The organism is Plantibacter sp. PA-3-X8 (genome assembly GCF_003856975.1).
Taxonomy (GTDB): domain Bacteria; phylum Actinomycetota; class Actinomycetes; order Actinomycetales; family Microbacteriaceae; genus Plantibacter; species Plantibacter auratus.
On sequence record NZ_CP033107.1, the window covers coordinates 822,268 to 845,781 of the forward strand.

Below are 23,514 nucleotides of genomic sequence, written 5' to 3' on the forward strand. Positions count from 1 at the left end.
GCCCATTCTTGGGCGACGGAGTGCTGGTTCGCCCAAGAATGGGCGAACGAAGAGGGTCAGACGCTCCCGCGACGCACGATCGACGTGGGGACGAACGAGCCGACAGGCGAGATCGTCTCACCCCGGAGCTGCGCGAGGAGCACCTCCGCCGCGCGCTGACCGACGGCCGCCGCCGGCTGGTGGACGGTGGTGAGGGGCGGGTGGCAACGGAGCGCCCACGCCGAGTCGTCGAAGCCGACGACCGACACGTCCTCCGGCACATTCCGCCCCGCCGCACGGAGGGCTTCGAGTGCTCCGGCCGCGACGGCGTCCGAAGCCGCGAACACGCCGTCGACGGCCGGCTCCCGGCGGAGCAGCTCCGACATGCCGGCGAAGCCGTCCTGGTGCGAGTACAGCGGGACCTCCACGACGAGTCGTTCGTCGAAGCGGTCGCCGAGCGCATCGCGGAATCCGGCGAGTCGGTCTGAGCCGGAGTCCCGGTCGAGGGCTGCCGCGATCATGCCGATGTGCCGTCGGCCGGCGCCGATCAACTCACCGGTGATGTCGACCGACGCCGACCGGTTGTCGATCCCGACGAAGGGGAGCTCACGGAGGTCGGGCGGGTGGCCGACGAAGGTCGCGGGGAGACCGAGGCGCTCGATGACGCGCGTGATCGGGTCGTTCTGGCGAGCGGAGACCATGATCACCCCGTCGACGAAGCCGCCCGAGAGGTACCGGGTGATGCGGTCGGTGTCGCGCTCGGAGTCGACGACCAGGCAGACGAGCTGGTGGTCGGCCTGTGACAGGGCCTCGTTCGCCCCGAGCAGGATGTTGCCGATGTTGGGGTCGTCGACGAACAGGCTGTGCGGCTCGTGGACGACGAACCCGACGGCCTGGGTGCGCTGCATGACGAGGTTCCGGGCGGCCGTGTTCGGCACGTAGCCGACCTTCTCGATGGCGGCCTCGATCGCCTCGCGCGCTTCAGCGGACACGTAGCGCTCGCCGTTGACGACCCGGCTGACCGTGCCCCGGGAGACGCCGGCCTCGACGGCGACATCGTGCACCGTCGCTCGTTTGCGTCGGGTCGGCGGAGGGGTCACGGCTCCACCCTAGCGCCGGTCCGGGCGGCCTTCGGCGGGCTCCGTGTTGACAGATTCAGAAACGCACGCCTACTCTGTGTACGTTCACAGACTCTCAACGTGGAGTTGTCGCTCTTCGATCTGTGCACGTTCACAGATCGCGGAAGGCACCATGAGCACGACCCCCACGTTCAGCCACGACGGCATCGCCTACGGCTGCGACTACAACCCCGAGCAGTGGGATCGGTCCGTCTGGCGCGAAGATGTCGCGCTCATGCAGGAGGCGGGCGTCGACCTCGTCGCCCTCAACATCTTCGGCTGGTCGCACCTCGAGCCACGGCCGGGGGAGTTCGACTTCGCCGGGCTCGACGAGATCCTCGACCTGCTCCACGAGGCCGGTATCCGGGTCAACCTCGGGACCGGCACCGCATCGGCCCCACCGTGGCTGACGTTCCGGCACCCGGAGATCCTCCCCGAGACCGAGGACGGGACGACGCGCTTCCCCGGCGGTCGCCAGGCCTGGTGTCCGTCGTCCGCGGTCTTCCGTCGCTACGCCCTCGAACTCGTCGAGCGCGTCGCCGTCCGTTACGGCGCGCACCCCGCCGTCGAGCTCTGGCACGTGTCGAACGAACTCGGCTGCCACAACGCGCTCTGCTACGACGACGAGAGTGCCGAGGCCTTCCGGGGCTGGCTCCGCGCCCGCTACGAGACGATCGAGCGTCTGAACACCGCGTGGGGCACGTCGTTCTGGAGTCAGCAGTACAGCGACTTCGCCGAGATCCTGCCGCCGCGCCTGACCCTGTCGAGCCGGAACCCGAGCCAGGTCATCGACTTCCACCGCTTCTCCTCCGACGAGCTCCTCGGCTACTACCGGGCCGAGCTCGAGGTCCTGCGCCGCCACAGCTCCGTACCCGTCACGACCAACTTCATGGTCACCGCGCACATCCGGAACCTCGACTACTGGCAGTGGGCGCCCGAGATGGACGTCGTCGCCAACGACCACTACCTCGACAACCGCCTCGCGGACCCCACGGCCGAACTCGCGTTCGCAAGCGACCTCACGCGCGGTCTCGCGAGTGGCGGTGCGTGGTTGCTCATGGAGCAGTCCACCGGTGCGGTCAACTGGCAGCCGCAGAACCTCGCGAAAGCACCGGGCGAGATGACCCGGAACTCCCTCACGCACGTCGCGAAGGGCGCGGAGGCGATCTGCTTCTTCCAGTGGCGTGCGTCGCTGCAGGGCTCGGAGAAGTTCCACTCGGCCCTGCTGCCGCACGCGGGCACCGACTCCGACGTGTGGCGCGAGGTCGTCGAGCTGGGTGGCACGCTCGACCGACTCGACGAGATCACCGGCACGCGCGTCCAGGCCGATGTCGCCCTCCTCTTCTCCTGGGAGAACTGGTGGGCCGCCGACGGCGAGAGCCGCCCGACCCACGCGATCGACCACCTCTCGCAGGTCCACGCGGTCCACGCGTCGCTGCGTCGTCTGGGTCACACCGTCGACGTCGTGCGTCCGGGCGCCGACCTCTCCGCCTACCGGCTCGTCGTCGTCCCGAACCTGTACCTGGTGCGCGACAGCGAGGCCGCGGTCGTCTCGGACTTCGTCGCAGCCGGTGGGCACGCCGTCGTCACCTTCTTCAGCGGGATCGCCGACGAGGAGGACCGGGTCCGCCCCGGCGGCTACCCCGGTGCGTTCCGCGAGCTGCTCGGCGTCAACGTCGAGGAGTTCGCCCCCGTCCTCCCCGGCCAGGTGCTGACGCTCGCGTCGGGCCGGAGCGCGACAGCATGGTCCGAGCGGACTCGCGCCCGAGGAGCCGAGGTCGTCGACTCCTTCGCCGACGGCCCGTCGACCGGTCGCCCGGCCATCACGCGCAACCGCATCGCGGGCGGCGGCGACGCCTGGTACCTCGCGACGAACCTGGACGCCGGCGCACTCGACGAGGTGCTCCGCGACGCAGCCGCGGGGGCCGGGGCGCTGCCACAGGGTGATCCGGACCAGCCGGGCCTCGAGGTCGTCCGCCGCGCCGATGAGGGACGGAGCTACCTCTTCCTCATCAACCACTCGACGAACGACGTCGAGCTGCCGGCCCGCGGGCGCGAGCTCGTCACCGGCGAACCCGTCGACTCCATCGCACGCGTGCCAGCCGGCGCCGTGCGCGTCATCAGAGAGGACCGCACGCGATGAGCGTCAACATCGAGACGGCCGAGGCGACGTCGCCACGGCCCGTCCGCCCGCCGAGGGCGGCCAAGCTGCCGAAGGCGGTGGTGCAGCACAAGCGGGCGATCGCCATCTTCATCGTCCCGTTCGCCGTGCTGTTCGCGCTGTTCTACCTCGTGCCGATCGGGTACGCGGTCTACCAGTCGCTGCTCGTGATCGAGCGTGACGGCACCTTCGGTCAGGCCCGGGAGGTGTTCGGCGGACTGGCGCAGTACGTGCAGGTCTTCCAGAACGGCCCGTTCTGGCAGTCCGTCGGACGGGTGCTCCTGTTCGGCGTCGTCCAGGTGCCGGTGATGCTCGGGCTCGCGCTCCTCTTCGCACTGCTGCTCGACTCGCCGCTCCTGCGGGGCAAACGGTTCTTCCGCCTCGCGTTCTTCGTCCCGTACGCGGTGCCCGGCGTGATCGCCGCCATCATGTGGGGCTTCCTCTACTCGCCGAACCTGTCGCCGTTCACCGCGGTCACGCAGAGCGTGGACTTCCTCTCGGCCGATCTCGTGCTCTGGGCCATCGCGAACGTCGTCACCTGGGTGTTCGTCGGCTACAACATGCTCATCATCTACTCCTCGTTGCTCTCCATCCCCACCGAGATCTACGAGGCCGCCCGGCTCGACGGCGCCGGTCAGGCGCGCATCGCCTGGTCGATCAAGATCCCGCTCGTGATGCCGGCGATCGTACTCACGGCGATCTTCTCGATCATCGGCACGCTGCAGCTCCTCGCCGAGCCGCAGGTGTTCCGCACCTTCAGCTCGGCCGTCAGCAGCACCTTCACCCCGAACCTCACCGTCTACACCACCTCGTCCATCCCGAACGTGAACCTCGCAGCCGCCTTCTCGGTCGTGCTCGCGTTGGCGACCTTCGTCCTCTCCTTCGGGTTCCTGAAGTTCACGCAGCGAAAGGAAGGCAAATGACCGCCATCCTGTCCACCGGCCGCGGCCCGCAGGAGAGCCGCCTGTCGCGCGCCGGCGCGCTCATCGTGATGCTCGTCTTCACGCTCTACTTCCTCATCCCCATCTGGTGGCTGTTCATCGCCTCGACGAAGTCGTCAGCGCAGTTCGGCAACTCGGCTCCGCTCTGGTTCGCGGACTTCAACCTGTTCGAGAACATCGGCCAGCTCGTCGCCTACCGCGACGGCGTCTACCTCAAGTGGATGCTGAACTCGGTCCTGTACGCCGGCCTCGGCGCACTGCTCGGCACGCTCTTCGCGGCCATGTGCGGCTACGCCCTCGCGAAGTACCGGTTCCCGGGACGCGACCTGATCTTCAACGTCGTCCTCGGCGGTGTGCTCGTCCCCGCGACCGCGCTCGCGCTCCCGCTGTTCCTCATCTTCAGCCAGGTGGGCCTCACGAACACGTTCTGGGCGGTCTTCCTGCCCTCGTTGGTGAGCCCCTTCGGTGTCTACCTGACGCGGATCTTCGCGGCGTCGAGCGTGCCCGAGGAACTCCTCGAGGCCTCGCGTCTCGACGGCGCCGGTGAGATCCGGACCTTCTTCACCATCTCCGTGCGACTCATGTTCCCGGCGCTCGTCACCGTGTTCCTCTTCCAGTTCGTCGCCATCTGGAACAACTTCTTCCTGCCGCTCATCATGCTGCGCGACGAAGCCCTGTTCCCGGTCACCCTCGGGCTCTACTCCTGGAACTCGCAGGTCAACCAGATCCCCGAACTGCGCCTCTACGTCCTCGTCGGCGCATTCCTGTCGATCATCCCGCTCGTCATCACCTTCCTCCTGCTCCAGCGGTTCTGGCGCTCCGGCCTCGGTGCCGGCGCCGTGAAGTAGTCGGACCGACGAGCTGACACTCCTCTCCATCCCGCACCAACACCCATCCCGCACCATTCACAGAAGAACGGATTCGCTATGAACCTCAAGAGAACAGCGGTCGCCGCAGCGGTGCTGTCGGCCGTCGTCCTGAGCGGCTGCTCCTCCACCGGGTCGGAGGGCGGCAGTGCTGCTGCCTCCTGCGCCCCGGCCGAGGGCAAGGTCGACCTCAGCTTCACCTCCTGGATCCCCGGCATCGAAGAGGTCGTCGACGTCTGGAACAAGGAGAACCCCGACATCCAGGTCAAGGTCCAGACCGGCCCGAACGGCAACAGCGGTACCTACCAGAACTTCTTCAACCAGCTGAAGGCCGGCAACGCCCCCGACCTCGGCCAGATCGAGTACGACGCCCTGCCGAACTTCCGCGTGCAGAACGGCCTCATGGACCTCGGTGTGTGCGACGACGTCATGGCCGCCAAGGACGACTTCGTCGACTGGACCTGGGGTCAGGTCTCGCTCGGTGAGTCCGACTCGGTCTACGCCGTCCCGCAGGACTCCGGCCCGATGGCCATGTTCTACCGCGCCGACCTGTTCGAGCAGAACGGGATCGCCATCCCGACGACGTGGGCCGAGTACAAGGAGGCCGCCAAGAAGGTCCGCGCCACCGGTGCGTACATCACGAACTTCTCGCAGGGCGACATCAACCAGTTCGCCGGCTTCGTCTGGCAGGCCGGCGGCAGCTGGTTCAACAACGACGGCTCCGACTGGACCGTCGACCTGACCGACCCCGCCTCCAAGAAGGTCGCCGACTACTGGCAGGACCTGATCGACGAGGACCTCGTCTCGACCGTCCCCACCTGGACGACCGAGTGGGACAACGCCTACAACTCCAGCGCCGCCTGGACCTGGAACTCCGCCGTCTGGGGCGCGAACTCCATCGCGTCGGGTGCTCCCGACACCGCCGGCAAGTGGGCCGTCGCGAAGGCTCCGCAGTGGGAGGCCGGCGACTCCGCGGCCGGCAACTGGGGCGGTTCCTCGACCGCCGTCTTCACCGGTTCCAAGCACCCCTATGAGGCGTCGAAGTTCGCGCTGTGGCTGAACACCTCCGATGAGGCGCTCACCATGCTCAACAAGAGCGCCAACATCTACCCGGCGACGAAGGAGGGCCTGAACCTGCCCGTCCTCAAGGAGGGCGTCGACTTCTACGGCGGCCAGCCGATCTACGATGTCTTCGCGGAGGCTTCCTCCGAGGTGTCTGAGGACTTCGCCTGGGGTCCGACGATGACGCAGACGTACAACGAAGTGTCCGACGGTTTCAAGGCTGCGGTCTCCGGTGACGGAACCCTGCTCGACGCCCTCACCAAGGGCCAGTCCGCGACGATCGACGCCCTGAAGGCGCAGTCCATCCCCGTCAAGGAGTAACAGAACAGTGATCCACCACCTTCGTGCCGCGGGCGTCAGCCTGATCGTCGACGCCCGCGGCACGAAGGTGCCCACCATCCTCCACTGGGGAGCCGATGTCGGCGAACTCGCCGCCGACTCCCTCATCGCCCTCGCCGACGGGCTGACGCCGGCGATCCCGCCCTCCTCCATCGACGCCCCGCCGCGCCTCAGCCTCCTGCCCACCGTGTTCGACGGTTGGAGCGGCCGCCCGGGTGTCGGCGTGCACCGGCCGGGCGGAACCGATGCGTCGAACCTGCTCGCGCTGCGGCTGATCGACCAGCAGGCCACCGACACCTCGCTGGTCCTGACGACGTCCGACGAGCGTGCCGCGGTGACGATCGTCTCGACGATCGAGTTGACCCCCCAGGGCGTGCTTCGCGTCCGGCACACCGTGCGGAACGACGCCGAGGTCGACCGACCACTCGCCGTCGACGCCCTCGCCGTTGTGCTCCCGGTTCCCGACCGCGCCACCGAACTCCTCGACTTCACCGGTCTCTGGACGCACGAGCGCACGCCGCAGCGCCACCGCCTCGGGCAGGGTGCCTGGACGCGCGAGCACCGTCACGGACGACCCGGTCACGACGACGCGTTCCTGTCCGTCACGGGCGCACCAGGCTTCGACTTCCGCAGCGGCGAGGTGTGGGCGACGCACCTCGCGTGGAGCGGCGACAAGGTGATCTGGAGCGAGCGCTCGCCACTCGGCCCCGTGGTCACCGGCTCCGGTGAACTCCTCGCGCCCGGCGAAGTCACGCTAGCGCCGGGGGAGACCTACGAGTCGCCGTGGACGGTCGCCGTCTACTCCGACGCGGGTCTCGACGGCGTCTCCGCGCGACTGCACCCCTGGATCCGCTCGTGGAGCACGATCACGAAGCCCCGCCCGGTGGTGCTGAACACCTGGGAGGCCGTGTACTTCGACCACGACCTGCCGACACTGCTCACCCTCGTCGAGCAGGCGAAGCGCGTCGGTGTCGAACGGTTCGTCCTCGACGACGGCTGGTTCACCGGTCGCACGGACGACCGCCGTGCGCTGGGCGACTGGTTCGTCGACCCGGAACGCTGGGCGGGCGGGCTGTCGCCACTCATCGACGCGGTGACCGGTGCCGGCATGGACTTCGGACTGTGGGTCGAGCCGGAGATGGTCAACCCCGACTCGGAGCTCGCGCGCACGCATCCCGATTGGGTCCTCGGGCATCCGGACGCTCCGAGCTGGCGCTTCCAACGGGTGCTCGACCTGGACAACCCGGACGCCTTCGCCTACCTCCTCGGCCGACTCGACGCGTTGCTGACCGAGTACGACATCGCGTTCCTCAAGTGGGACCACAACCGCGACCTCCTCGGCGGCTCGGCGCACCGGCAGACGACGGCGCTCTACCGACTGCTCGACGAGGTGCGTGCCCTGCATCCCGGTGTCGACATCGAGTCGTGCGCGTCAGGTGGCGCGAGGATCGACCTCGGCATCCTCGAACGGGTCGAGCGGGTGTGGACGAGCGACACGAACGACCCGCTCGAGCGGCAGTCGATCCAGCGCTATACGGGGCTCGTGATCCCACCGGAGTATCTCGGCGGTCACCTCGGTGCGGCGCGCTCGCACACCACCTGGCGCACCTCGGACCTCGCGTTCCGCCTGGCCACAGCCCTCTTCGGGAGCGCTGGCATCGAGTGGAACCTCAACGAGGCGAGCGAGTCGGAACTCGAGCTGATCGCGGCATGGATCGCGCACTACAAACGCCTCCGCTCGCTGCTGCACGCGGGCGAGGTCGTCCGCATGGACAGCGCCGACCTGGCACTGCATGCGCACGGGGTGATCGCCCAGGACCGCTCGTCCGCGATCGTCGCGCAGGTGGCGCTCGCCGCACCGCTGACGGCGATCCCCGCGCCACTTCGCGTGCCCGGCCTCGATCCCGAGCGTCGCTATCGGGTCCGCCCGCTCGACCTCGGCGCGCCCGCCCGGTCGATCCAGGACGTGCCGCCGGTGTGGCTGACCGAGGGCTCGGTCGTGCTCACCGGCCGCGCGCTGGCCGAGGTCGGGATCGCGATGCCGCTCCTCGCTCCCGAGCAGGCGCAGCTCTTCACCCTCGACATGGAGTGACCGCCGCGTTCGTCCGCCCGTTCCCGAGCGAACGAGAACTCCCTCGCCCGAACACGGGCGAGGGAGTGTCGTCGTGCGGGTCCGGTCAGATGTTGCAGCCGGAGGCGCGAGCCGCGTCGTACGGGTACCACGAGATCGGGCCGGGGCCCATCTGCGGCCCGCAGAGGATGTTCCAGGTCTCGGCGCCCACGACGCCGTCGACCTGCATGCCCCAGTACGTCTGGAAGGCGACGACGGCCGCCCGGGTCTGCTCGCCGAACTGACCGTCGACCTCCAGCTGCGGGCCGCCGACCTTGAAGGCGTTGAGGAGCGTCTGGATGTTGGCGACGCAACTCCCGTCGCCACCGGCGGAGTACTGGTAGTCGACGCACTGGCCGGCGGCTTGGGCCGGTGCGGCGGTCGCCACGCCGCCGACGGAGCCGGCGATGGCAAGGCCGAGGGCGGCCCCCGCGAGGGCGATCCTGCTGCGCATCGTTCGTCTGGTCATGAGACTTCCTCTCGTTCGACTGCTCGGACATCACGAGCGTAGGTCGAGCGTCTCGAGCGGTGAATGGGGAGTGGTGCCCATGCCGAGGTTCAGTCCGCGAGGAGATCGGCGTGCTGTTCGTTCGCCCATCTTCGGGCGAATGTTTGTTCGTTCGCCCAAAGATGGGCGAACGAAGCGCGGTCAGTCGATGCCGATGTCCTCGCCGACGACGGTGATCTGGGCCGGGACGGGCCAGGGGTGGTCGCCGACGGGTGCGAGACGGACGAGCTCGGTGACCCTGGGCGCGGGCGCCCCCGCGGAACCGATGAGCCAGCCGCCCACGAGGAAGGTGGTGCCGGGGACTGACCAGACGGCGATGCCGGTCACTCCGAAGTCGCCGTAAGCGCCATCGGAGAACCGCACCGTGACGAGGTCGCCGTGTGAGAGCTCGGCGAGCTGCGCGACGACGGCGCCGGGATCAGGGTCGACGGGGTCGAGCTCAGGGATCGACTCGAGCACCTGCAGCGGCTTCGTCGGCTTGCCGTTCTGATCGAGTGCCGTGCCGGCCAGGAGGAGTCCGCCGATGATCGGCGAGCGGCGGGCCCGGCCTGCGAGGTCGAACACGCCGTAGCGGGGCACGCTCAGACGCGCTTGCAGTGAAGCAGCATCCTCGGCCGACTCGATGGCAGCCGTGAGGCCTTTGATGTCGCGACGGGCAGGAGCGCTGAGGTCGTAGTTCACCCATCAACTCTCCCATGTCCACTCCGGCAGCGGACGGACGCTGTGAAGAGACAGTTTCAATCAAGTATGAACAGTCCGTTACGGAACCGTGACCACCGCGCGTTGACCTGTCACGCGGACACCGGGCATGCTGAACAACACTTGGCCGCTGATAAGAGCGCCGCCGCCCCAGGAAGCCCCGCGTGCAGCGGAATGCTCCTCACAAGGATGTGAGTATGACGACTTCACAGTTAGATACAGTTTCGGACAAACCAAGACGGATGCCGGACGGGATGTTCGCGTTCGTCCTCGTCCTCCCGGGGCTCGCGCTCCTGGTGGCGGTCGTCGCCTATCCGCTGCTGACCGCGCTCGTCACGGCGTTCTTCAAGCAGAGCCTGGTCGTCCCCGGACGCGAGTTCGTCGGACTCCAGAACATCATCGACGTGCTCCAGGGTGACTTCCTCAAGCTGCTCGGGCAGACCATGGTCTTCACCCTCGGGACGACCATCGCCCCCTTCATCATCGGCTTCGCGCTCGCCCTCGCACTCAACACGCGCATCCGCGGTGCCAAGATGCTGCGCGGACTCATGCTGATCCCGTGGCTCGTGCCGGGCGTCGTGGTGTCGTTCCTCTGGATGTGGATCTTCAACGCGAACTACGGGGTGGCGAACGCCGTCCTCGGCCTGTTCGGGGTCGACGCGCAGGCCTGGCTCGCCCAACCGCAGACGGCGATGTTCGCCGTGATCGTCGCCAAGACCTGGCAGTCCTTCCCGTGGATCATGGTGATGCTCCTCGCCGGCCTGCAGACCGTGCCACAGGAACTCCATGAGGCGGCCGAGATGGACGGCGCAGGGACCATCCGACGCTTCTTCTCGATCACGGTCCCGCAGCTGAAGGGCATCATCGGCCTCGTCCTGCTGCTCGAGTTCATCTGGAACTTCCAGCACTTCGACATCATCTACGTTCTGACGGGCGGCGGTCCGGCTGGGAGCACCCAGACCTTCGCCACCGCCGTGTACGAGACCGCCTTCCGCGGGTTCGACCTCGGCCACGCGGGCGCCCTCGGGCTGCTCTGGCTCATCCTCCTGATGGCGCTCGTCGTCGTCTACGTCCGATTCTCGGAGAAAGGCGAGCAGAAATGAGCGTCTCCACCGCACCCCCTGCGCCGCAGGACACCACGCCGGACCCGCAGCCCCCGTTCGCCGCCACTGAGCTCGGCACGCTCCGGCGTCGTCCGTCGCTCTTCCGATCCGAGAGCCGGGCGGTGCGGATCAGCGCCTGGGTCGCGGTGATCGTCTGCGGCGGCTTCGGGCTGCTGCCGGTCTACTGGTTGCTGGCGACCTCGCTGACCCCACGGGCCCAGGTCTTCTCGTACCCACCGAAGCTCTTCCCCACGGAGATCAGCTTCGAGGCCTACACCGCCCTCGCATCGAACCCGGACCTGTTCGGCTACCTGCGGAACAGCATCATCGTGTCCGTCATCACCGCCCTGCTGTCCGTGATCGTCTCGGCCTACATGGGGTACTCGTTCTCGAAGTTCCGCTACCGCGGCCGTCGATCCCTCATGTACTTCGTGCTCGCCTCGCAGATGTTCCCGCAGGCGTTGCTGCTGATCACCCTGTACTCGGTGTTCAGCGCCTACGGACTCCTGAACACCTATGCGGCGCTGGTGCTCTCGTTCACGACGTTCACCCTGCCGCTGTGCGTCTGGATGCTGAAGGGCTTCTTCGACACGATCCCGGACGAACTCATCGAGGCGGCTCGCGTCGACGGGGCGTCTCGACTGCGGATCATCCACTCCATCGTGCTGCCGCTGTCCGCACCCGGCCTGGTCGCCGCGGGCCTGTTCGCCTTCGTCCGCGGGTGGAACGACTTCATCTTCGCGCTCACCCTGGCGGGTCCCGACAAGCAGACGCTCCCGCCCGGCCTCGTGAACACCTTCGTCGGCGAGGCCGCCACGGCCTGGCCCGAGCTCATGGCCGCATCGCTCGTCGTCTCCCTACCCGTGGCGATCGCGTTCATGGCCCTGCAGCGTCACCTCGTCGGCGGACTGACCGCCGGTGCCGTGAAGGGCTGAGCGCAGCACCCCGAACCGGCCCGCCGCCGGGCCTCCCCACAATCCGTTCCACCAACCCAGACACGTCCCACCAGGATCACGCTCGAGGAGGAGCCATGTCCCACATCACCCCGTCCTTCGCCACCGCCGCACAGCAGACCGTCATCACCCGCCGCCGCGCCCTGCAGTTCCTCGGCATCGGCGTCGCCGCGGCCACCCTCGCAGGGTGCGCCCCGACCGGAGGCGCCCCAGGAGCCGGCTCCATCCCGAAGGCGACCGCCGGCGGAACCGCGACCGACTTCGACTTCGCGAGCTGGTCGCTCACCGAGAAGGCCTCGGCACCGGCCATCCAGAGCCTCCTGCAGAAGTACGAGGGCAAGGCCAAGATCGACGTCGGCGAGGTGTCCTTCCCCTACAACGAGTACATCAACCAGCTCATGCTGCAGGTGCGCGGCGGGCAGTTCTCCGGCGTCGCCCACGTCGACGTCGCCTGGCTCGGTTCGCTCGCGAGCCTCGGCAAGCTGCAGGACGTGTCCGGGTTGACCGAAGGACGTGGCTACACGAAGGCGGGACTCACGGCCGCGTCGTTCGACGGCGTGCAGTACGGACTCCCGTGGACGATCGGCGCGATCGGCCTCGTCACCAACCAGGCGATCCTCGACCAGGCCGGCATCGGCGAGTTCCCCACGACGATCGACGAGTTCGAGGGCTCGCTCAAGCAGCTCAAGGGCCTCGGCAACGGCATGATCCCCTACGCGGCGTCGACGAAGGCCGCGCAGCTGAAGGACATCCTCATCTGGATGCAGACCTTCGGCAGCCCGCTGGTCGACGGGGACACCGTCACGATCGGCGACGACGCGAGCATCGAGGCGGTCACCTGGTACAAGAGCCTGTACGACCAGGGCCTCATCGCAGCAGACGTCGACCGCTTCGACGCCCGCTCGCTGTTCGCGCAGGGACGCACCGCGATCTACGACGACGCGATCGTCGGACGGAGCGCCGTGACCGGCGAATCGCCCGACCCCGACTTCGCGAGCAAGCTGCAGCCGGTCTCCCGGCCGGTCCTCAAGCAGGGTGACACGCCGCGTGCGCTCGTGTGGGGCGGGGCGCTCGCCGTCGTCGACGGTCCGGCCGCCGGCACCGCAGCGGACTTCGCCCAGTGGGTGACGTCCGACCCGGAGACCGTGCTCGAGGACTTCGCCGCCCGTGGTCTGCCGCCGGCGACCGAGGACGCGCTCAACTCCGACGCCGTGAAGAACGACTCGTTCGCCACGAACTTCAGCGACCGCATCACCAAGACGAGCTCGACCAACCCGTTCTGGAAGTTCGTCCAGTACTCGCAGATCGAGACGAAGATCGCGGAGAAGGTGCAGGCGGTCCTCGTCGGCCAGGAGCAACCGGCCGAAGCCATGAAGGCCGCCGGGGCGGCCGCGCAGAAGCTCGTCGGCTGAGCCGCGGATCGACGATCGGACGACTGTGACCGGCACCGGGGGAACCATGCGACGCAGCCCATCGAACACCGTCCGCGCGCTCGCCGCGGCCGCGCTCACGGTCCTCGCGCTGGGGGTGACGGCGCCGGCGGTCGCCGCCCCCGGAGGACCGGTGCGGAGCGACGAGGGCGGGAGTGCGGTGACCGACACGGTCGAGACCGTGCCCGTCACCGTCGACACGTCGAACCAGGCCGGCTGGTGGCGACCGCTCGACGTCGTCGACGGTGTCTCCTACTTCGCCTTCAACGCGCCGGCGTCCACCGCGTCCAAGCACGAGGTCCACCTGGCCTCGCGGGGCGCGGACGGGACGTGGACCGAAGGGTGCCTGCGCTCGACGGCCGGCGGTGCCTGCGTGACCTTCACCGACGACAACGGCCACAACCAGCCGTCGATCGTGGTCGACGGCGACGGCATCATCCACGCCTTCGTGTCGATGCACAACGAGCAGTGGAACGTGTTCCGATCCAGTGCACCCGGCGACGTCACCTCGCTCGTCGAGGCGACGTCGTCCATGCCGGACCTCGACGCGGCGATCACCTATCCGGTGACGGCGCGCGGGCCGGACGGCGACGCCTGGGTGCTCGTGCGCGTCGGGACGGACACGCAGGGGCGGCGGGAGGGTCGGCTCTACCGGTACGACCTCGACAGCGGTGTCTGGGAACGTGAGGCGGTGGTCGCCGCGGCGACCGGCTACTCCTTCTACCCCGACGACCTCGAGGTCGACGCCGACGGCCGCGTCCACGTGCTGTGGGAATGGGGCCCATTCCCGGCGGACCCGGCGCGGCACCTCGGCTCGTACGCGACGTACGACCCGTCCGACGGTTCCTTCGCCGACGTCGCGGGGACCGCGCTCACCGGACCGATCACCCCGACCACCCCGGGATCCGTCGTCTGGCGCCCCTTCGGTGCCGGTGAGGCCATCGGCAGCTACACGCCGGCGCTGCAGACCGCGAAGCTCGCCCTCGACGGCACGGAGCTCGCGGGGATCGTCTACCGGTTCGTCGAAGCCGATCAGACCGCGTACGACGTGCGATACACCTCGTGGGACGGCGGCGCCTGGAGCGACGAGTCACTCATCGACGTCTCCGCGCTCGGTTCGGGCGTCTCGACGGTCGCCGGCATCGATGCGACGAGCGCCGGTGGTGTCGACCGCGTGTACGCGGTCCTCGCCGTGCAGGTGTGCGGCGAGAACCGCAGCCAGGTGGTCCGACTCGAGCGCGGGGGAGCCGGCTCGGGCTGGGCGGCTCGTGCGGTGGGTGATCCGGCGGCTGGCCCGCAGCGGCTGCGAGCGGAGACCGCGAGCGGGACGGACGTCCTGTATCTGACGGCACCGGTCAGCGAGACCACCCGCGGAACCCTGCGCTGGGCCTCGATCCCCCGCGGCACGTCCGCGGAGACCGGTGGCACGACGCTCGCGGACATCGTGTCCGGGCTCAGAGGCGAGCTCGGCGGGACGAACGTGGCGCTCGGAGCCACCGTGACGGCCTCCTCCGCGCTCCGCGCCGACACCGGCGGGGCGCTCGCCGTCGACGGCGTGTGCACGGACGCGAGTCGCTGGATCTCCGCGGTCGGCGACACTGCACCCACGATCACGGCCACCTGGCAGACCCCGACGGCGCTCGCCGAGGTCAGGGTCAAGAGCGGCTACGCCGGGGGAGCCTCGACCGATTCGGTGCTCCGTGACTTCACGATCGAGGTCCGGACGGGCGGTGCCTGGGTCGAGGTCGGACGGTTCGACGACAACACCGCAGGCACCGTCACCGCGTCCGTGGACGGACTCGTGGCCGACGCGGTGCGCCTCCTCATCACCGACCCGTCCGCCTCGGCGACCGACGTCGCGCGGGTCTTCGAGATCGAGGCGATCGCGGCACCGGCCACCGAATCCGCGAGGAACGACGATGTCCCGGGATAGCGTTGTGCTCAGTCGGGACCGCAACGGTCCTGAGCGGCCGGGATCCACCCGGTCAGCAGTGAGGAGCAGCACCATGTCGGACGCCGCCTTCGGCTCTCAGCGGTCGGCACCGGTACCGCGCCGTTCGCGCACGGGCATGGTGGCGCTCGCCGTCCCGAACCTCGACGAACCGTACTTCGCGGAGCTCACGACGCTCCTCGTCCGCGGCGCCGACGAGCGTGGACTGTCGATCCTCATCCAGCACACGGAGGGCGACCACGACCGCGAGGTCGACATCGCCAACGGGGTGGGCCTGCCGCTCACGGACGGACTCATCCACATCCCCCGCTCGCTGACGGTCGGCGACCTCACGCGGCGGACCTCCCCGGGGCCCCTGGTGCTCCTCGGCGAGCACATCCAGGTCAGCCCGTTCACGCACATCTCGATCGACAACCGGGCGGCCGCCGACGCCGCGACGACGCACCTCGCCGAGGCCGGCTGCTCCCGTATCGCGTTCATCGGGCCCAGGGACGAACGTCCGTCCGACGCGGCGGATCAGCGGTACGCCGGGTATCGGGATGTGGTCGCGCGGCTCGAGCTCGCGCAGGAGCCGTCGCTGATCGGGCACGTCGACGCGTTCACCCCCGAAGAGGGACGTCGCGTGATGCGTCGGATGACCGCCGAGGGCGTCGAGCTCGACGGCGTCGTCTGCTCCAACGACTCGATCGCCTTCGGCGTGCTCGCGGCCCTCCACGAAGCCGGCCGACGGGTGCCCGAGGAGGTCGCGGTGATCGGCATCGACGACGTCCACGCCGCCCAGTTCTCGACCCCGTCGCTCACGACGGTCGCTCCCGACTACGACGCGATCGTGCGCGCGGCCTTCACCGAGCTCGAACGCCAGATCGCCGCCCCGCCCGGAGCCGACACGCCGGTCCGGCACGTGGTCGTCGACGCACGGATCGTCGTGCGGGACAGCACGGCGCGCTGAGGTCCGTGAACGGGAGGACAGGCCGGCGTTCCGCTGGCGCGGGGTGCTGGAGGTGTCGCGGTCAGGCGTCCATGCGGTCGTCGTCGGCGGAAGCGGAAGCGACCGGCGCGAGCCAGACCTCGCCGAACTGCGCGCGGAGCGTGGTCTCGACGTCCTCGGCCACGTCGTCGTCCATCACGAGGTGGTCCACCTCGCGGAGGTCGACGATCGTCGTCAGTCCGACGGCGCCCCACTTCGAGTGGTCGGCGAGGACCACGGAGCGACGCCCGGCGCCGACGAACGCCCGGTTGGTCTCGGCCTCGAGGAGGTTCGAGGTCGTCAGCCCCGCCTGCAGGTCGATCCCGCGGACGCCGAGGAAGACGACGTCGCAGTGCAGGGACTCGATCGCGCGCACGGCGACCGGGCCGACCAGGGCGTCCGAGGGGGTACGGACGCCGCCGGTCAGCACGACCGTCTGGGTGTACGGCTCGTCGGCGCGGTCGGGCCGCGCGAACACGTCGGCCACCGGGAGGGAGTTCGTGACGATGGTGAGCTCCGGGATGGCTCGCAGCTCCTGCGCGAGGGCCCAGGTGGTGGTCCCGCCGGACAGGCCGACCGACATGCCGGGCTCGACGAGGATGGCCGCGCGTCGGGCGATGGCGCGCTTCTCGGCGAGCAGTCGGCGTGCCTGGTTGGGAAAGCCCAGCTCGGCACGGTCGGGCAGTCTGGGCGTGGTGGCGCCACCACGGACGCGGTCGACGAGGCCCTCCGTCGCGAGTTGCTCGATGTCACGTCGCACGGTCATCTCGCTGACGCCGAGTGCGGTCGCGAGGTCGACGACGCTCGCCGCACCGTTGCGGCGCACCTCCGACATGATCTGCGATCTGCGTTCCGCACCGAGCACAGCGTCCTCCTTCGACCCGGTTGCCAGTCTGGCACGCGCGCACGGCGAACCTCGGCACCGGCGATCCACGACGACGAGACGGAGGCGGACAACGCATGCGTGAGGGACGACATCGGGACTGGTTCGGCGACGAGGTGCGCGACGGCACCTACGGCTACGACCTCGAGGGGCTCCTGGCGGTCGAACCGGTCGTGCCGCCGGCTGGATTCGAGGAGCTGTGGCGCGGGTGGTACGCGGCGGCACGCGAGGTGTCCCCGGATCCGGTCCTGACCCCGATCGGCCGGCAGGGTGCGCACGAGGTCTTCGTCGTCGAGCACACGGTCGCCGACGGCCTCCGCCTGCGTGGATGGCTCGCGACGCCGGCGGACGGGCAGGCGCGCTTCGGGATGGTGCACGGGCACGGCTACGGCGGACGGGACGCACCAGATTGGTCCCGCGTCCCGGACGACGCCGCCGTCATCTTCCCGATCGCCCGCGGTCAGGGCGTCTTCAACACCGGACTCGGGGCACCGACGCCGGAGGACGGACACGTCCTGTTCGGCATCGACAGCGTCGAGCGGTACGCGCTCGGCCGCTGTGCCGTCGACCTCTGGCACGCGGCGTCGGCGCTGCTCGACGTCGTCGGACCGCTCCCGCTCTACTTCGTCGGTGAGAGCTTCGGCGGTGGGATCGGCGCGCTCGCCCTGCCGTGGGACGACCGCTTCGTCGGAGCGACGCTCGTGGTGCCGAGCTTCGGTCAGTACGACGTGCGCCTGCGCCTGCCGTGCGAGGGGAGCGGGGAGCGGGTGCGACACCACGTCGCCGAGCACCCCGAGGCGCGCGAGGTTCTGCGGTTCTTCGACGCGTCGACGGCCGCGGGGTTCGTCCACGTGCCGGTGCGGGTGGAGGCCGCGCTCTGGGACGGACACGTGCCACCACCCGGGCAGTTCGCCGTAGCCAACGCGCTCGAGGACCTCGAGCTGAGTGTCCTCCCCGCCGGGCACACCGAGTACCCGGGGCTCGAAGCCGTGCTGGAGGAGTCGTACGCGGCGACGAGGGCGCACGCACTCCGGTCGGTCGCGCGGGCGGTGGACGGATCGACGATCGAGAGGTGAGAGGGTGGACGGATGATCGCTGCGCTCACGCTCCCCGCCACCCTCACCACGCCAGGACAGGAGCTACTGCTGCGCCGGGCCACCCTCGCCGACCTCGATGCGCTGATGGCGCTCCTCGCAGACGACCCGATCAGCGCGTCCCGTGGTGACCAGGCCCAGGAGAGCGACCTCCCCGCCTACGAGCGTGCGCTCGCGGACCTCATCGACGATCCGGCGAACGAGATCCTGCTGGTCGTCGACGCGGCGGACGCCGTCATCGCGACGATGCAGCTGACCCGCATCCCCGGGATGGCCCGTCGCGGCTCGACACGGCTGCTGGTCGAAGCGGTGCGTGTGTCCTCGAGCCTGCGATCCGGCGGCGTCGGAACGGCCATGATGCGCTGGGTGACGGACATCGCCGCTCCGACGACCGGTTCGTCGATCGTGCAGTTGACCTCCGACGAGGCCCGGGTCGACGCCCACCGCTTCTACGAACGCCTCGGCTTCGTCGGCTCGCACCGCGGCTTCAAGTACGCCGTGACGGCCGTGAGCTGACATGGAGTTCGTCCGCACACTCGCCCGCTGGCTCCTCGGAGCCGTCCTCACCTTCGCCGGCGTCGGCCACCTCACCTTCGCGCGGCAGTCGTTCGTCGCCCAGGCGCCGCAGTGGTTGCCCCTGCCGGTCGACGTGGTCGTCGTTGCGTCGGGAGTCGTCGAGATCCTGCTCGGCCTCTCGCTGATCCTGCTCGCCCGGTACCGCGTCGCCGTCGGCTGGATCGTCGCCGCCTTCTTCGTCGCCGTCTTCCCCGGCAACCTCGAGCAGTTCGTCCGCGGAACCGACGCCTTCGGGTTGGACAGCGACATCGCCCGTGCCGTCCGCCTGGTCTTCCAGCCCGTCCTCGTCCTCTGGGCCCTGTGGTCCACCGGTGCCTGGCGCGCGTGGCGGTCGCGGCGCCGCCGGAACACGACGCGCTGAGCGCGATCGCTAGGACGCCTAGTCATCTCGCCCGGGTGCCTGTCAAGGGGCCCTGGTTCGCAGCATCCGTCCGGCAGGGTTGATCCATGCGATGCATTACCTATGCCGGCGAGAACGTCGTGACGACCGACGAGGTCGCGCAGCTCCTGGTCGAACTGACGGCGGAACTGGCCAAGCGCGGCCGTGCCGAGGCCGTCACCATCCCGATCGTGGTCGAGTCCGACGGCGATGAGGACGGGCCGGCGTCCGCGCAGCTCGTCATCGGCCTCGGCAACGACGTCCTCTCGGTGCCCCACAGCTGGACCGACGAGGTCCCCGACTTCAGTGAGGGACGAGACCGCCTGCAGGGCTACCTCGACGACATCCGCCCGTCAACGACGGCCTACGAGCCGCGCGACTCCATCGAGACCACGGACGTGCTCGAAGACCCTGACCTCGACCTGCGCGACTTCACCCGCTGAGTCGTCCCTGAACGACGACGCCGGCGTCGACCCCTCGGGTCGACGCCGGCGTTCGTTCGGGTCCGCTCAGCGCGGGAGCGGCAGCTTGGCCGTCTCGCGGGCCCGCAGCACGACGATCAACGTGATGAGCGCCGCCGCCATCACGTAGAACGCGGGCGCGAACCGGTTGCCCGTCGAGGCGATCAGGAACGTCGCGAAGTAGGGTGTGATCCCACCGAACACGGCGACCGACAGGTTGTACGCGATCGCCATCGAGCCGTAACGGATACTGGTCGGGAACAGCTCGGCCATCGCAGCACTCGACGCACCGTCGTACGCCGCCATGAAGACGCCGAGGATCACCATCGCGACAGCAGCGGCGGCGAAGTTGCCCGCACTCATGAGCATGAGCGTCGGATACGTCAACACCAGGAACCCGACGCAACCGGCGATCATCACGGGCTTCCGTCCGATGCGGTCGCTCAGCAGGCCCATGAAGGGTACGAGGATCGCGATCGCGAGCAGCCCGAGCACCGTGACCCCGTAGCTGAGCGGCTGCGAGTAGCCGAGGTCGGTCTGCAGGTACGACGGCATGAAGGTCTGCAGGATCCAGTGGCCGACCGCCTTGATCACGACGAAGCCGACGCAGAAGAGCAGCGCCTTCCACGAGGTCCGCAACGACGTGCGCAGCGGTGACTTCGAGACGGCCCCCTTCGCTTGGATCGCCTGGAACTCCGGGGTGTCCTCGAGCTTGTTCCGCAGGTAGAGGCCGGCGAGGCCGAGTGGCAGGGCGAGGAAGAAGAGGGCGCGCCAACCCCACTCGTTGAGGGCGTCCGTGCCGAGTGTGGAGGTGAAGAGGAGGACGAGACCTGCCCCGACCACGAAGGCCGCGAAGCCGAACACGTCGATGAAGCTCGTCACGAAGCCGCGTCGGTTGGACGGGGCGTACTCGGCGAGGAGCGTCGTGGCGCCGGAGCTCTCGCCGCCGGCGGCGAAGCCCTGCACGAGCCGCACGATGACGAGCAGGATCGGCGCCCAGAGGCCGATGAGGTCGAACGTCGGTAGCAGACCCATCACGACCGTCGCCCCGGAGGTCACGAGGATCACCGTCGCGAGGACCGTCTTGCGCCCGATGCGGTCGCCGAGCGAGCCCCAGAAGAGGCCACCGAGGGGGCGCATCACGAAGCCGGCGCCGAACACCGCGAACGCGGACAGGAGGGCCGCCTGCGTGTTGCCCTGCTGGAAGAAGTTGAGGCTGATGACCGTCGCGAGCGTGCCGTACAGACCGAAGTCGAACCATTCGACGAAGTGTCCGGCCCCCGCGGCCCAGATGACCTTCCGCATCCGGCGTGATCGCTCAGCGTCGTCGTAGGGGGTCTGCGCACTGTGCGCGGCGGCTTCGGCCAGGGCTGTGGCCTGGGTCCTGCTCTCGTCCATCGGTCCTCACATCGTTGTCGGGGTGCTTCGAGGTTCACCTGCCGAAGAATCTTACCCACTGAATGGGAAAGTCGTACCGCTGAATGGTAGCGTGGCAACCGTCCGGTGGTCGACACGTGTCCGAAGGCTTCCAGGATCACGCATCACGAAGGAGTGTCTCCCATGCAGCACCGCACCCAGTCCGCCGACGTCGTCGTCATCGGCGGTGGTCTCGCGGGGGTCTCGGCCGCCGTCGCGGCCGCCCGTCTCGGCTCCCGGGTCTCGCTCGTCACGAACCGGCCGGTGCTCGGTGGCAACTCGTCGAGCGAGGTGCGGGTGTGGGTCGTCGGAGCGACCGCGCACGGGCACCAGCGGTTCGCGCGGGAGACCGGCATCATGGGGGAGCTCTTCCTCGAGAACCAGTACCGCAACCCGGAGGGCAACCCGTTCTACTGGGACCAGACGGTCCTCGACCTCGTACGGGCCGAGCCGAACCTGCAGCTGCACCTCAACACCGACGTCCGCATCGTCACGATGGCGGAGGGCGCTGAGGGCGTGGTGTCGCCGACACCGAGGATCGCGTCCGTCACCGGATGGACGATGGGCAGCGAGATCGAGACGGAGTTCGTCGCACCCGTCTTCATCGACTGCACCGGAGACGGGCTGGTGGGGCATCTCGCGGGCGCGACTTCCCGCATCGGGCGCGAGGGCCGCGCTGAGCTCGGCGAGCCGTGGGCGCCCGAGGTCGCGGACGACGAGCTCCTCGGCAGTTCGATCTTCTTCTACACGAAGGACACGGGACGCCCCGAGCGGTTCGTCGCCCCCGACATCGCGCGCGACATCCGCGACACCCCGATCCTCACCAACCGGATCATCCGGACCGGCGACAACGGCTGCAACTACTGGTGGATCGAGTGGGGCGGCGAGCTCGACACCGTCGCCGAGAACGAGCAGATCCGCGACGAGCTGTGGAGCGTCGTCTTCGGGATCTGGGACTACATCAAGAACTCCGGCGAGTTCGACGCCGACACCCTGACGCTCGAGTGGGTCGGATCGATCCCGGGGAAGCGCGAGTACCGGCGGCTGCTGGGTGACCACACCCTCACGCAGAACGACCTGCTCGACCAGGTCGACTTCGAGGACACGGTCGCCTTCGGTGGCTGGTCGATCGACCTGCACCCGGTTGAGGGCGTCTACGCCGAGACCGCCGGCGCGCAGCAGCGGTTCAGCAACGGCACCTACGGGATCCCCTTCCGCAGCCTGTACTCGCACGACGTCGACAACCTGCTGTTCGCCGGACGCAACATCTCCGCCTCCCACGTCGCGTTCGGGTCCACCCGCGTCATGGCGACCTGCGCGACGCAGGGTCAGGCGGTGGGGACGGCCGCGGCGCTCATCGCCCGCCATGGACTGACGCCGCGGGAGCTCGCCGGGCAGGCGCTCCCGCTCCTGCAGCGCACGCTCCTGCGCGAGGACGCCCCGGTCATCGGCATCACCACGGACGACCCCGACGATCTGGCCGGGCGGGCGACGGTCTCCGCTTCGAGCGCGCTCGACACCATCTCCACGCTGGAGCACCTCGGCTCCGGCGAGCGGTTCGCCCTCGACCGCGACGTCGCGATCCTCGTGCCCGTCGCCCCGACACTCGACCGGATAACCCTGCTCGTCGACGCCGCGAGCGACACCACCCTCCGGGTCGAACTGTGGAGCGCGGGCAAGCGGCAGAACGCCGTCCCCGTCGAGCACCTCCTCGACGGCACGGCCGACGTCACCGCCGGGGTGGGCGTGCCCGCCACCGTCCGCTTCGGATGGACGCCCGAGATCGAGCAGAACGCCGTGCTCGTCGTCCGCGCCAACCCGGACGTCAGCCTGCTCCTCACCGAGGGCCACCCTTACGGGCTCCTCATCCTGACGGCCAAGCACGCGACCGACGAGGTGTTCGACGACCACATCCCCGAGGAGCAGGACCAGGCGATCCTCGACTGGAACGCTCGGAAGCTCCGCGGCCGGAGCGTCGCGCTGACCGTCGGCGGGGAGACCACGGCGTACCGGCCTGAGCGGATCGTCGACGGGTACCAGCGCCCCTACGGCGGACCGCACCTGTGGTCCTCGGCGCGGCTCCAGGACAACCGCGACCTGATCACCGAGCCCGAGGTCCTCACCCTGCACTGGGATGAGCCGGTCGATGTCGCGTCCGTCCGGATCGTGTTCAACGACGACGTCGACGTGGACCTCATCAACCTGCACCACCACCGCACGGACTTCGAGGCGGTGCCGGAGCTCGTCGCCGCGTACCGCCTCGAGGCACGACCGGCGGGTGCTCCTGAGGGGACGTGGACGGTGTTGGTCGAGGTCGAGGGGAACCGGCACCGGCATCGGATCCACGACGTCGAACCCGTGCGGGTCGACGCCCTCCGTGTCGTCGTCACGGCCACGAACGGGTCGCCCTACGTGAGCGTCGCGAGTGTGAAGCTCTTCGAGCAGCCGAGCGGGCGCACCACCCGGCCGCGCCGAGCCCGACCGCTACGCTGAACACGGCCTCCGAGGCCGGACATCC

Annotated in this window: 20 protein-coding genes; 15 read left to right on the forward strand and 5 right to left on the reverse strand. The window is 69.3% G+C overall.

The window, feature by feature from the left end; all coding sequences use genetic code 11:
- Positions 1 to 56: 56 nt before the first annotated feature.
- Positions 57 to 1,079 (reverse strand): LacI family DNA-binding transcriptional regulator, encoded by a 1,023-nt coding sequence (locus tag EAO79_RS03935; protein ID WP_124767862.1) that lies wholly within the window; start codon positions 1,077 to 1,079, stop codon positions 57 to 59.
- A gap of 151 nt (positions 1,080 to 1,230) precedes the next feature.
- Between EAO79_RS03935 and EAO79_RS03940 the strand changes: the two genes are divergently transcribed.
- The 5 genes from EAO79_RS03940 to EAO79_RS03960 all read left to right on the forward strand — a co-directional run bounded on the left by EAO79_RS03940 (position 1,231) and on the right by EAO79_RS03960 (position 8,558).
- Complete coding sequence (locus tag EAO79_RS03940) at positions 1,231 to 3,240, forward strand: beta-galactosidase (RefSeq protein ID WP_124767863.1); 2,010 nt, start codon at positions 1,231 to 1,233, stop codon at positions 3,238 to 3,240.
- Positions 3,237 to 4,181 carry a carbohydrate ABC transporter permease gene (locus EAO79_RS03945; protein WP_079704353.1) on the forward strand — a complete coding sequence of 315 codons (945 nt, stop codon included), beginning with the start codon at positions 3,237 to 3,239 and terminating at the stop codon, positions 4,179 to 4,181. Before EAO79_RS03940 ends, EAO79_RS03945 begins: the two co-directional genes overlap by 4 nt.
- Positions 4,178 to 5,047 carry a carbohydrate ABC transporter permease gene (locus tag EAO79_RS03950; protein WP_079704354.1) on the forward strand — a complete coding sequence of 290 codons (870 nt, stop codon included), beginning with the start codon at positions 4,178 to 4,180 and terminating at the stop codon, positions 5,045 to 5,047. Before EAO79_RS03945 ends, EAO79_RS03950 begins: the two co-directional genes overlap by 4 nt.
- A gap of 78 nt (positions 5,048 to 5,125) precedes the next feature.
- On the forward strand, positions 5,126 to 6,448 hold the full coding sequence (locus tag EAO79_RS03955; protein WP_124767864.1) for an ABC transporter substrate-binding protein: 1,323 nt from the start codon (positions 5,126 to 5,128) through the stop codon (positions 6,446 to 6,448).
- 7 nt (positions 6,449 to 6,455) lie between these two features.
- Positions 6,456 to 8,558: an alpha-galactosidase gene (locus tag EAO79_RS03960; RefSeq protein ID WP_371413669.1), complete on the forward strand. Its 2,103-nt coding sequence runs from the start codon at positions 6,456 to 6,458 to the stop codon at positions 8,556 to 8,558.
- An 85-nt stretch (positions 8,559 to 8,643) separates the two neighbouring features.
- Here the strand turns inward: EAO79_RS03960 and EAO79_RS03965 are convergent, their stop codons facing one another.
- Both EAO79_RS03965 and EAO79_RS03970 read right to left on the reverse strand, forming a co-directional pair.
- Entirely contained in the window at positions 8,644 to 9,045 is a 402-nt protein-coding gene (locus EAO79_RS03965) for a peptidoglycan-binding protein (RefSeq protein WP_124767865.1), read from the reverse strand.
- Between the two features lie 180 nt (positions 9,046 to 9,225).
- Positions 9,226 to 9,765, reverse strand: a complete 540-nt coding sequence (locus EAO79_RS03970) for a hypothetical protein (RefSeq protein WP_079704357.1) — start codon at positions 9,763 to 9,765, stop codon at positions 9,226 to 9,228.
- A gap of 272 nt (positions 9,766 to 10,037) precedes the next feature.
- Between EAO79_RS03970 and EAO79_RS03975 the strand changes: the two genes are divergently transcribed.
- From EAO79_RS03975 to EAO79_RS03995, 5 genes are all read left to right on the forward strand, one after another.
- Positions 10,038 to 10,886 carry a carbohydrate ABC transporter permease gene (locus EAO79_RS03975; protein ID WP_124767866.1) on the forward strand — a complete coding sequence of 283 codons (849 nt, stop codon included), beginning with the start codon at positions 10,038 to 10,040 and terminating at the stop codon, positions 10,884 to 10,886.
- Positions 10,883 to 11,821 carry a carbohydrate ABC transporter permease gene (locus EAO79_RS03980; RefSeq protein ID WP_241160978.1) on the forward strand — a complete coding sequence of 313 codons (939 nt, stop codon included), beginning with the start codon at positions 10,883 to 10,885 and terminating at the stop codon, positions 11,819 to 11,821. The genes EAO79_RS03975 and EAO79_RS03980 overlap by 4 nt, the downstream gene beginning before the upstream one ends.
- 95 nt (positions 11,822 to 11,916) lie before the next feature.
- Positions 11,917 to 13,251: an ABC transporter substrate-binding protein gene (locus tag EAO79_RS03985; protein WP_124767867.1), complete on the forward strand. Its 1,335-nt coding sequence runs from the start codon at positions 11,917 to 11,919 to the stop codon at positions 13,249 to 13,251.
- Between the two features lie 46 nt (positions 13,252 to 13,297).
- Positions 13,298 to 15,202 carry a BNR-4 repeat-containing protein gene (locus EAO79_RS03990; protein WP_124767868.1) on the forward strand — a complete coding sequence of 635 codons (1,905 nt, stop codon included), beginning with the start codon at positions 13,298 to 13,300 and terminating at the stop codon, positions 15,200 to 15,202.
- Positions 15,203 to 15,275: 73 nt separating this feature from the next.
- Positions 15,276 to 16,169, forward strand: a complete 894-nt coding sequence (locus EAO79_RS03995; RefSeq protein ID WP_124767869.1) for a LacI family DNA-binding transcriptional regulator — start codon at positions 15,276 to 15,278, stop codon at positions 16,167 to 16,169.
- Positions 16,170 to 16,230: 61 nt separating this feature from the next.
- Here EAO79_RS03995 and EAO79_RS04000 read toward each other — a convergent pair whose 3' ends face one another.
- Complete coding sequence (locus EAO79_RS04000) at positions 16,231 to 17,052, reverse strand: DeoR/GlpR family DNA-binding transcription regulator (protein WP_124767870.1); 822 nt, start codon at positions 17,050 to 17,052, stop codon at positions 16,231 to 16,233.
- 95 nt (positions 17,053 to 17,147) lie between these two features.
- Between EAO79_RS04000 and EAO79_RS04005 the strand changes: the two genes are divergently transcribed.
- The 4 genes from EAO79_RS04005 (at position 17,148) to EAO79_RS19300 (ending at position 19,562) form a co-directional block, all read left to right on the forward strand.
- Positions 17,148 to 18,146, forward strand: a complete 999-nt coding sequence (locus tag EAO79_RS04005) for an acetylxylan esterase (protein ID WP_124767871.1) — start codon at positions 17,148 to 17,150, stop codon at positions 18,144 to 18,146.
- Between the two features lie 12 nt (positions 18,147 to 18,158).
- Positions 18,159 to 18,680 carry a GNAT family N-acetyltransferase gene (locus tag EAO79_RS04010; RefSeq protein ID WP_124767872.1) on the forward strand — a complete coding sequence of 174 codons (522 nt, stop codon included), beginning with the start codon at positions 18,159 to 18,161 and terminating at the stop codon, positions 18,678 to 18,680.
- A 1-nt stretch (position 18,681) separates the two neighbouring features.
- Positions 18,682 to 19,101 carry a hypothetical protein gene (locus EAO79_RS04015; RefSeq protein WP_124767873.1) on the forward strand — a complete coding sequence of 140 codons (420 nt, stop codon included), beginning with the start codon at positions 18,682 to 18,684 and terminating at the stop codon, positions 19,099 to 19,101.
- 86 nt (positions 19,102 to 19,187) lie between these two features.
- Positions 19,188 to 19,562, forward strand: coding sequence for a hypothetical protein (locus EAO79_RS19300; protein ID WP_241160979.1), 375 nt, complete (start codon positions 19,188 to 19,190; stop codon positions 19,560 to 19,562).
- A gap of 66 nt (positions 19,563 to 19,628) precedes the next feature.
- On the opposite strand, the gene EAO79_RS04025 is transcribed toward EAO79_RS19300, so the two are convergent.
- Positions 19,629 to 20,978 carry an MFS transporter gene (locus EAO79_RS04025; protein ID WP_124767874.1) on the reverse strand — a complete coding sequence of 450 codons (1,350 nt, stop codon included), beginning with the start codon at positions 20,976 to 20,978 and terminating at the stop codon, positions 19,629 to 19,631.
- Positions 20,979 to 21,140: 162 nt separating this feature from the next.
- Here EAO79_RS04025 and EAO79_RS04030 point away from each other — a divergent pair, with 162 nt between their 5' ends.
- Positions 21,141 to 23,489, forward strand: coding sequence for an FAD-dependent oxidoreductase (locus tag EAO79_RS04030; protein WP_124767875.1), 2,349 nt, complete (start codon positions 21,141 to 21,143; stop codon positions 23,487 to 23,489).
- Positions 23,490 to 23,514: the final 25 nt, after the last annotated feature.

What these genes read in the sequence shown, in the direction of transcription:
- EAO79_RS03940 (WP_124767863.1), top strand. Translation starts at nt 1,231, where the DNA reads ATGAGCACGACCCCCACGTTCAGCCACGACGGCATCGCCTACGGCTGC.
- EAO79_RS03945 (WP_079704353.1), top strand. Translation starts at nt 3,237, where the DNA reads ATGAGCGTCAACATCGAGACGGCCGAGGCGACGTCGCCACGGCCCGTC.
- EAO79_RS03950 (WP_079704354.1), top strand. Translation starts at nt 4,178, where the DNA reads ATGACCGCCATCCTGTCCACCGGCCGCGGCCCGCAGGAGAGCCGCCTG.
- EAO79_RS03955 (WP_124767864.1), top strand. Translation starts at nt 5,126, where the DNA reads ATGAACCTCAAGAGAACAGCGGTCGCCGCAGCGGTGCTGTCGGCCGTC.
- EAO79_RS03965 (WP_124767865.1), bottom strand. Translation starts at nt 9,045, where the DNA reads ATGACCAGACGAACGATGCGCAGCAGGATCGCCCTCGCGGGGGCCGCC.
- EAO79_RS03975 (WP_124767866.1), top strand. Translation starts at nt 10,038, where the DNA reads ATGTTCGCGTTCGTCCTCGTCCTCCCGGGGCTCGCGCTCCTGGTGGCG.
- EAO79_RS03980 (WP_241160978.1), top strand. Translation starts at nt 10,883, where the DNA reads ATGAGCGTCTCCACCGCACCCCCTGCGCCGCAGGACACCACGCCGGAC.
- EAO79_RS03985 (WP_124767867.1), top strand. Translation starts at nt 11,917, where the DNA reads ATGTCCCACATCACCCCGTCCTTCGCCACCGCCGCACAGCAGACCGTC.
- EAO79_RS03990 (WP_124767868.1), top strand. Translation starts at nt 13,298, where the DNA reads ATGCGACGCAGCCCATCGAACACCGTCCGCGCGCTCGCCGCGGCCGCG.
- EAO79_RS03995 (WP_124767869.1), top strand. Translation starts at nt 15,276, where the DNA reads ATGTCGGACGCCGCCTTCGGCTCTCAGCGGTCGGCACCGGTACCGCGC.
- EAO79_RS04005 (WP_124767871.1), top strand. Translation starts at nt 17,148, where the DNA reads ATGCGTGAGGGACGACATCGGGACTGGTTCGGCGACGAGGTGCGCGAC.
- EAO79_RS04010 (WP_124767872.1), top strand. Translation starts at nt 18,159, where the DNA reads ATGATCGCTGCGCTCACGCTCCCCGCCACCCTCACCACGCCAGGACAG.
- EAO79_RS04015 (WP_124767873.1), top strand. Translation starts at nt 18,682, where the DNA reads ATGGAGTTCGTCCGCACACTCGCCCGCTGGCTCCTCGGAGCCGTCCTC.
- EAO79_RS19300 (WP_241160979.1), top strand. Translation starts at nt 19,188, where the DNA reads ATGCGATGCATTACCTATGCCGGCGAGAACGTCGTGACGACCGACGAG.
- EAO79_RS04025 (WP_124767874.1), bottom strand. Translation starts at nt 20,978, where the DNA reads ATGGACGAGAGCAGGACCCAGGCCACAGCCCTGGCCGAAGCCGCCGCG.
- EAO79_RS04030 (WP_124767875.1), top strand. Translation starts at nt 21,141, where the DNA reads ATGCAGCACCGCACCCAGTCCGCCGACGTCGTCGTCATCGGCGGTGGT.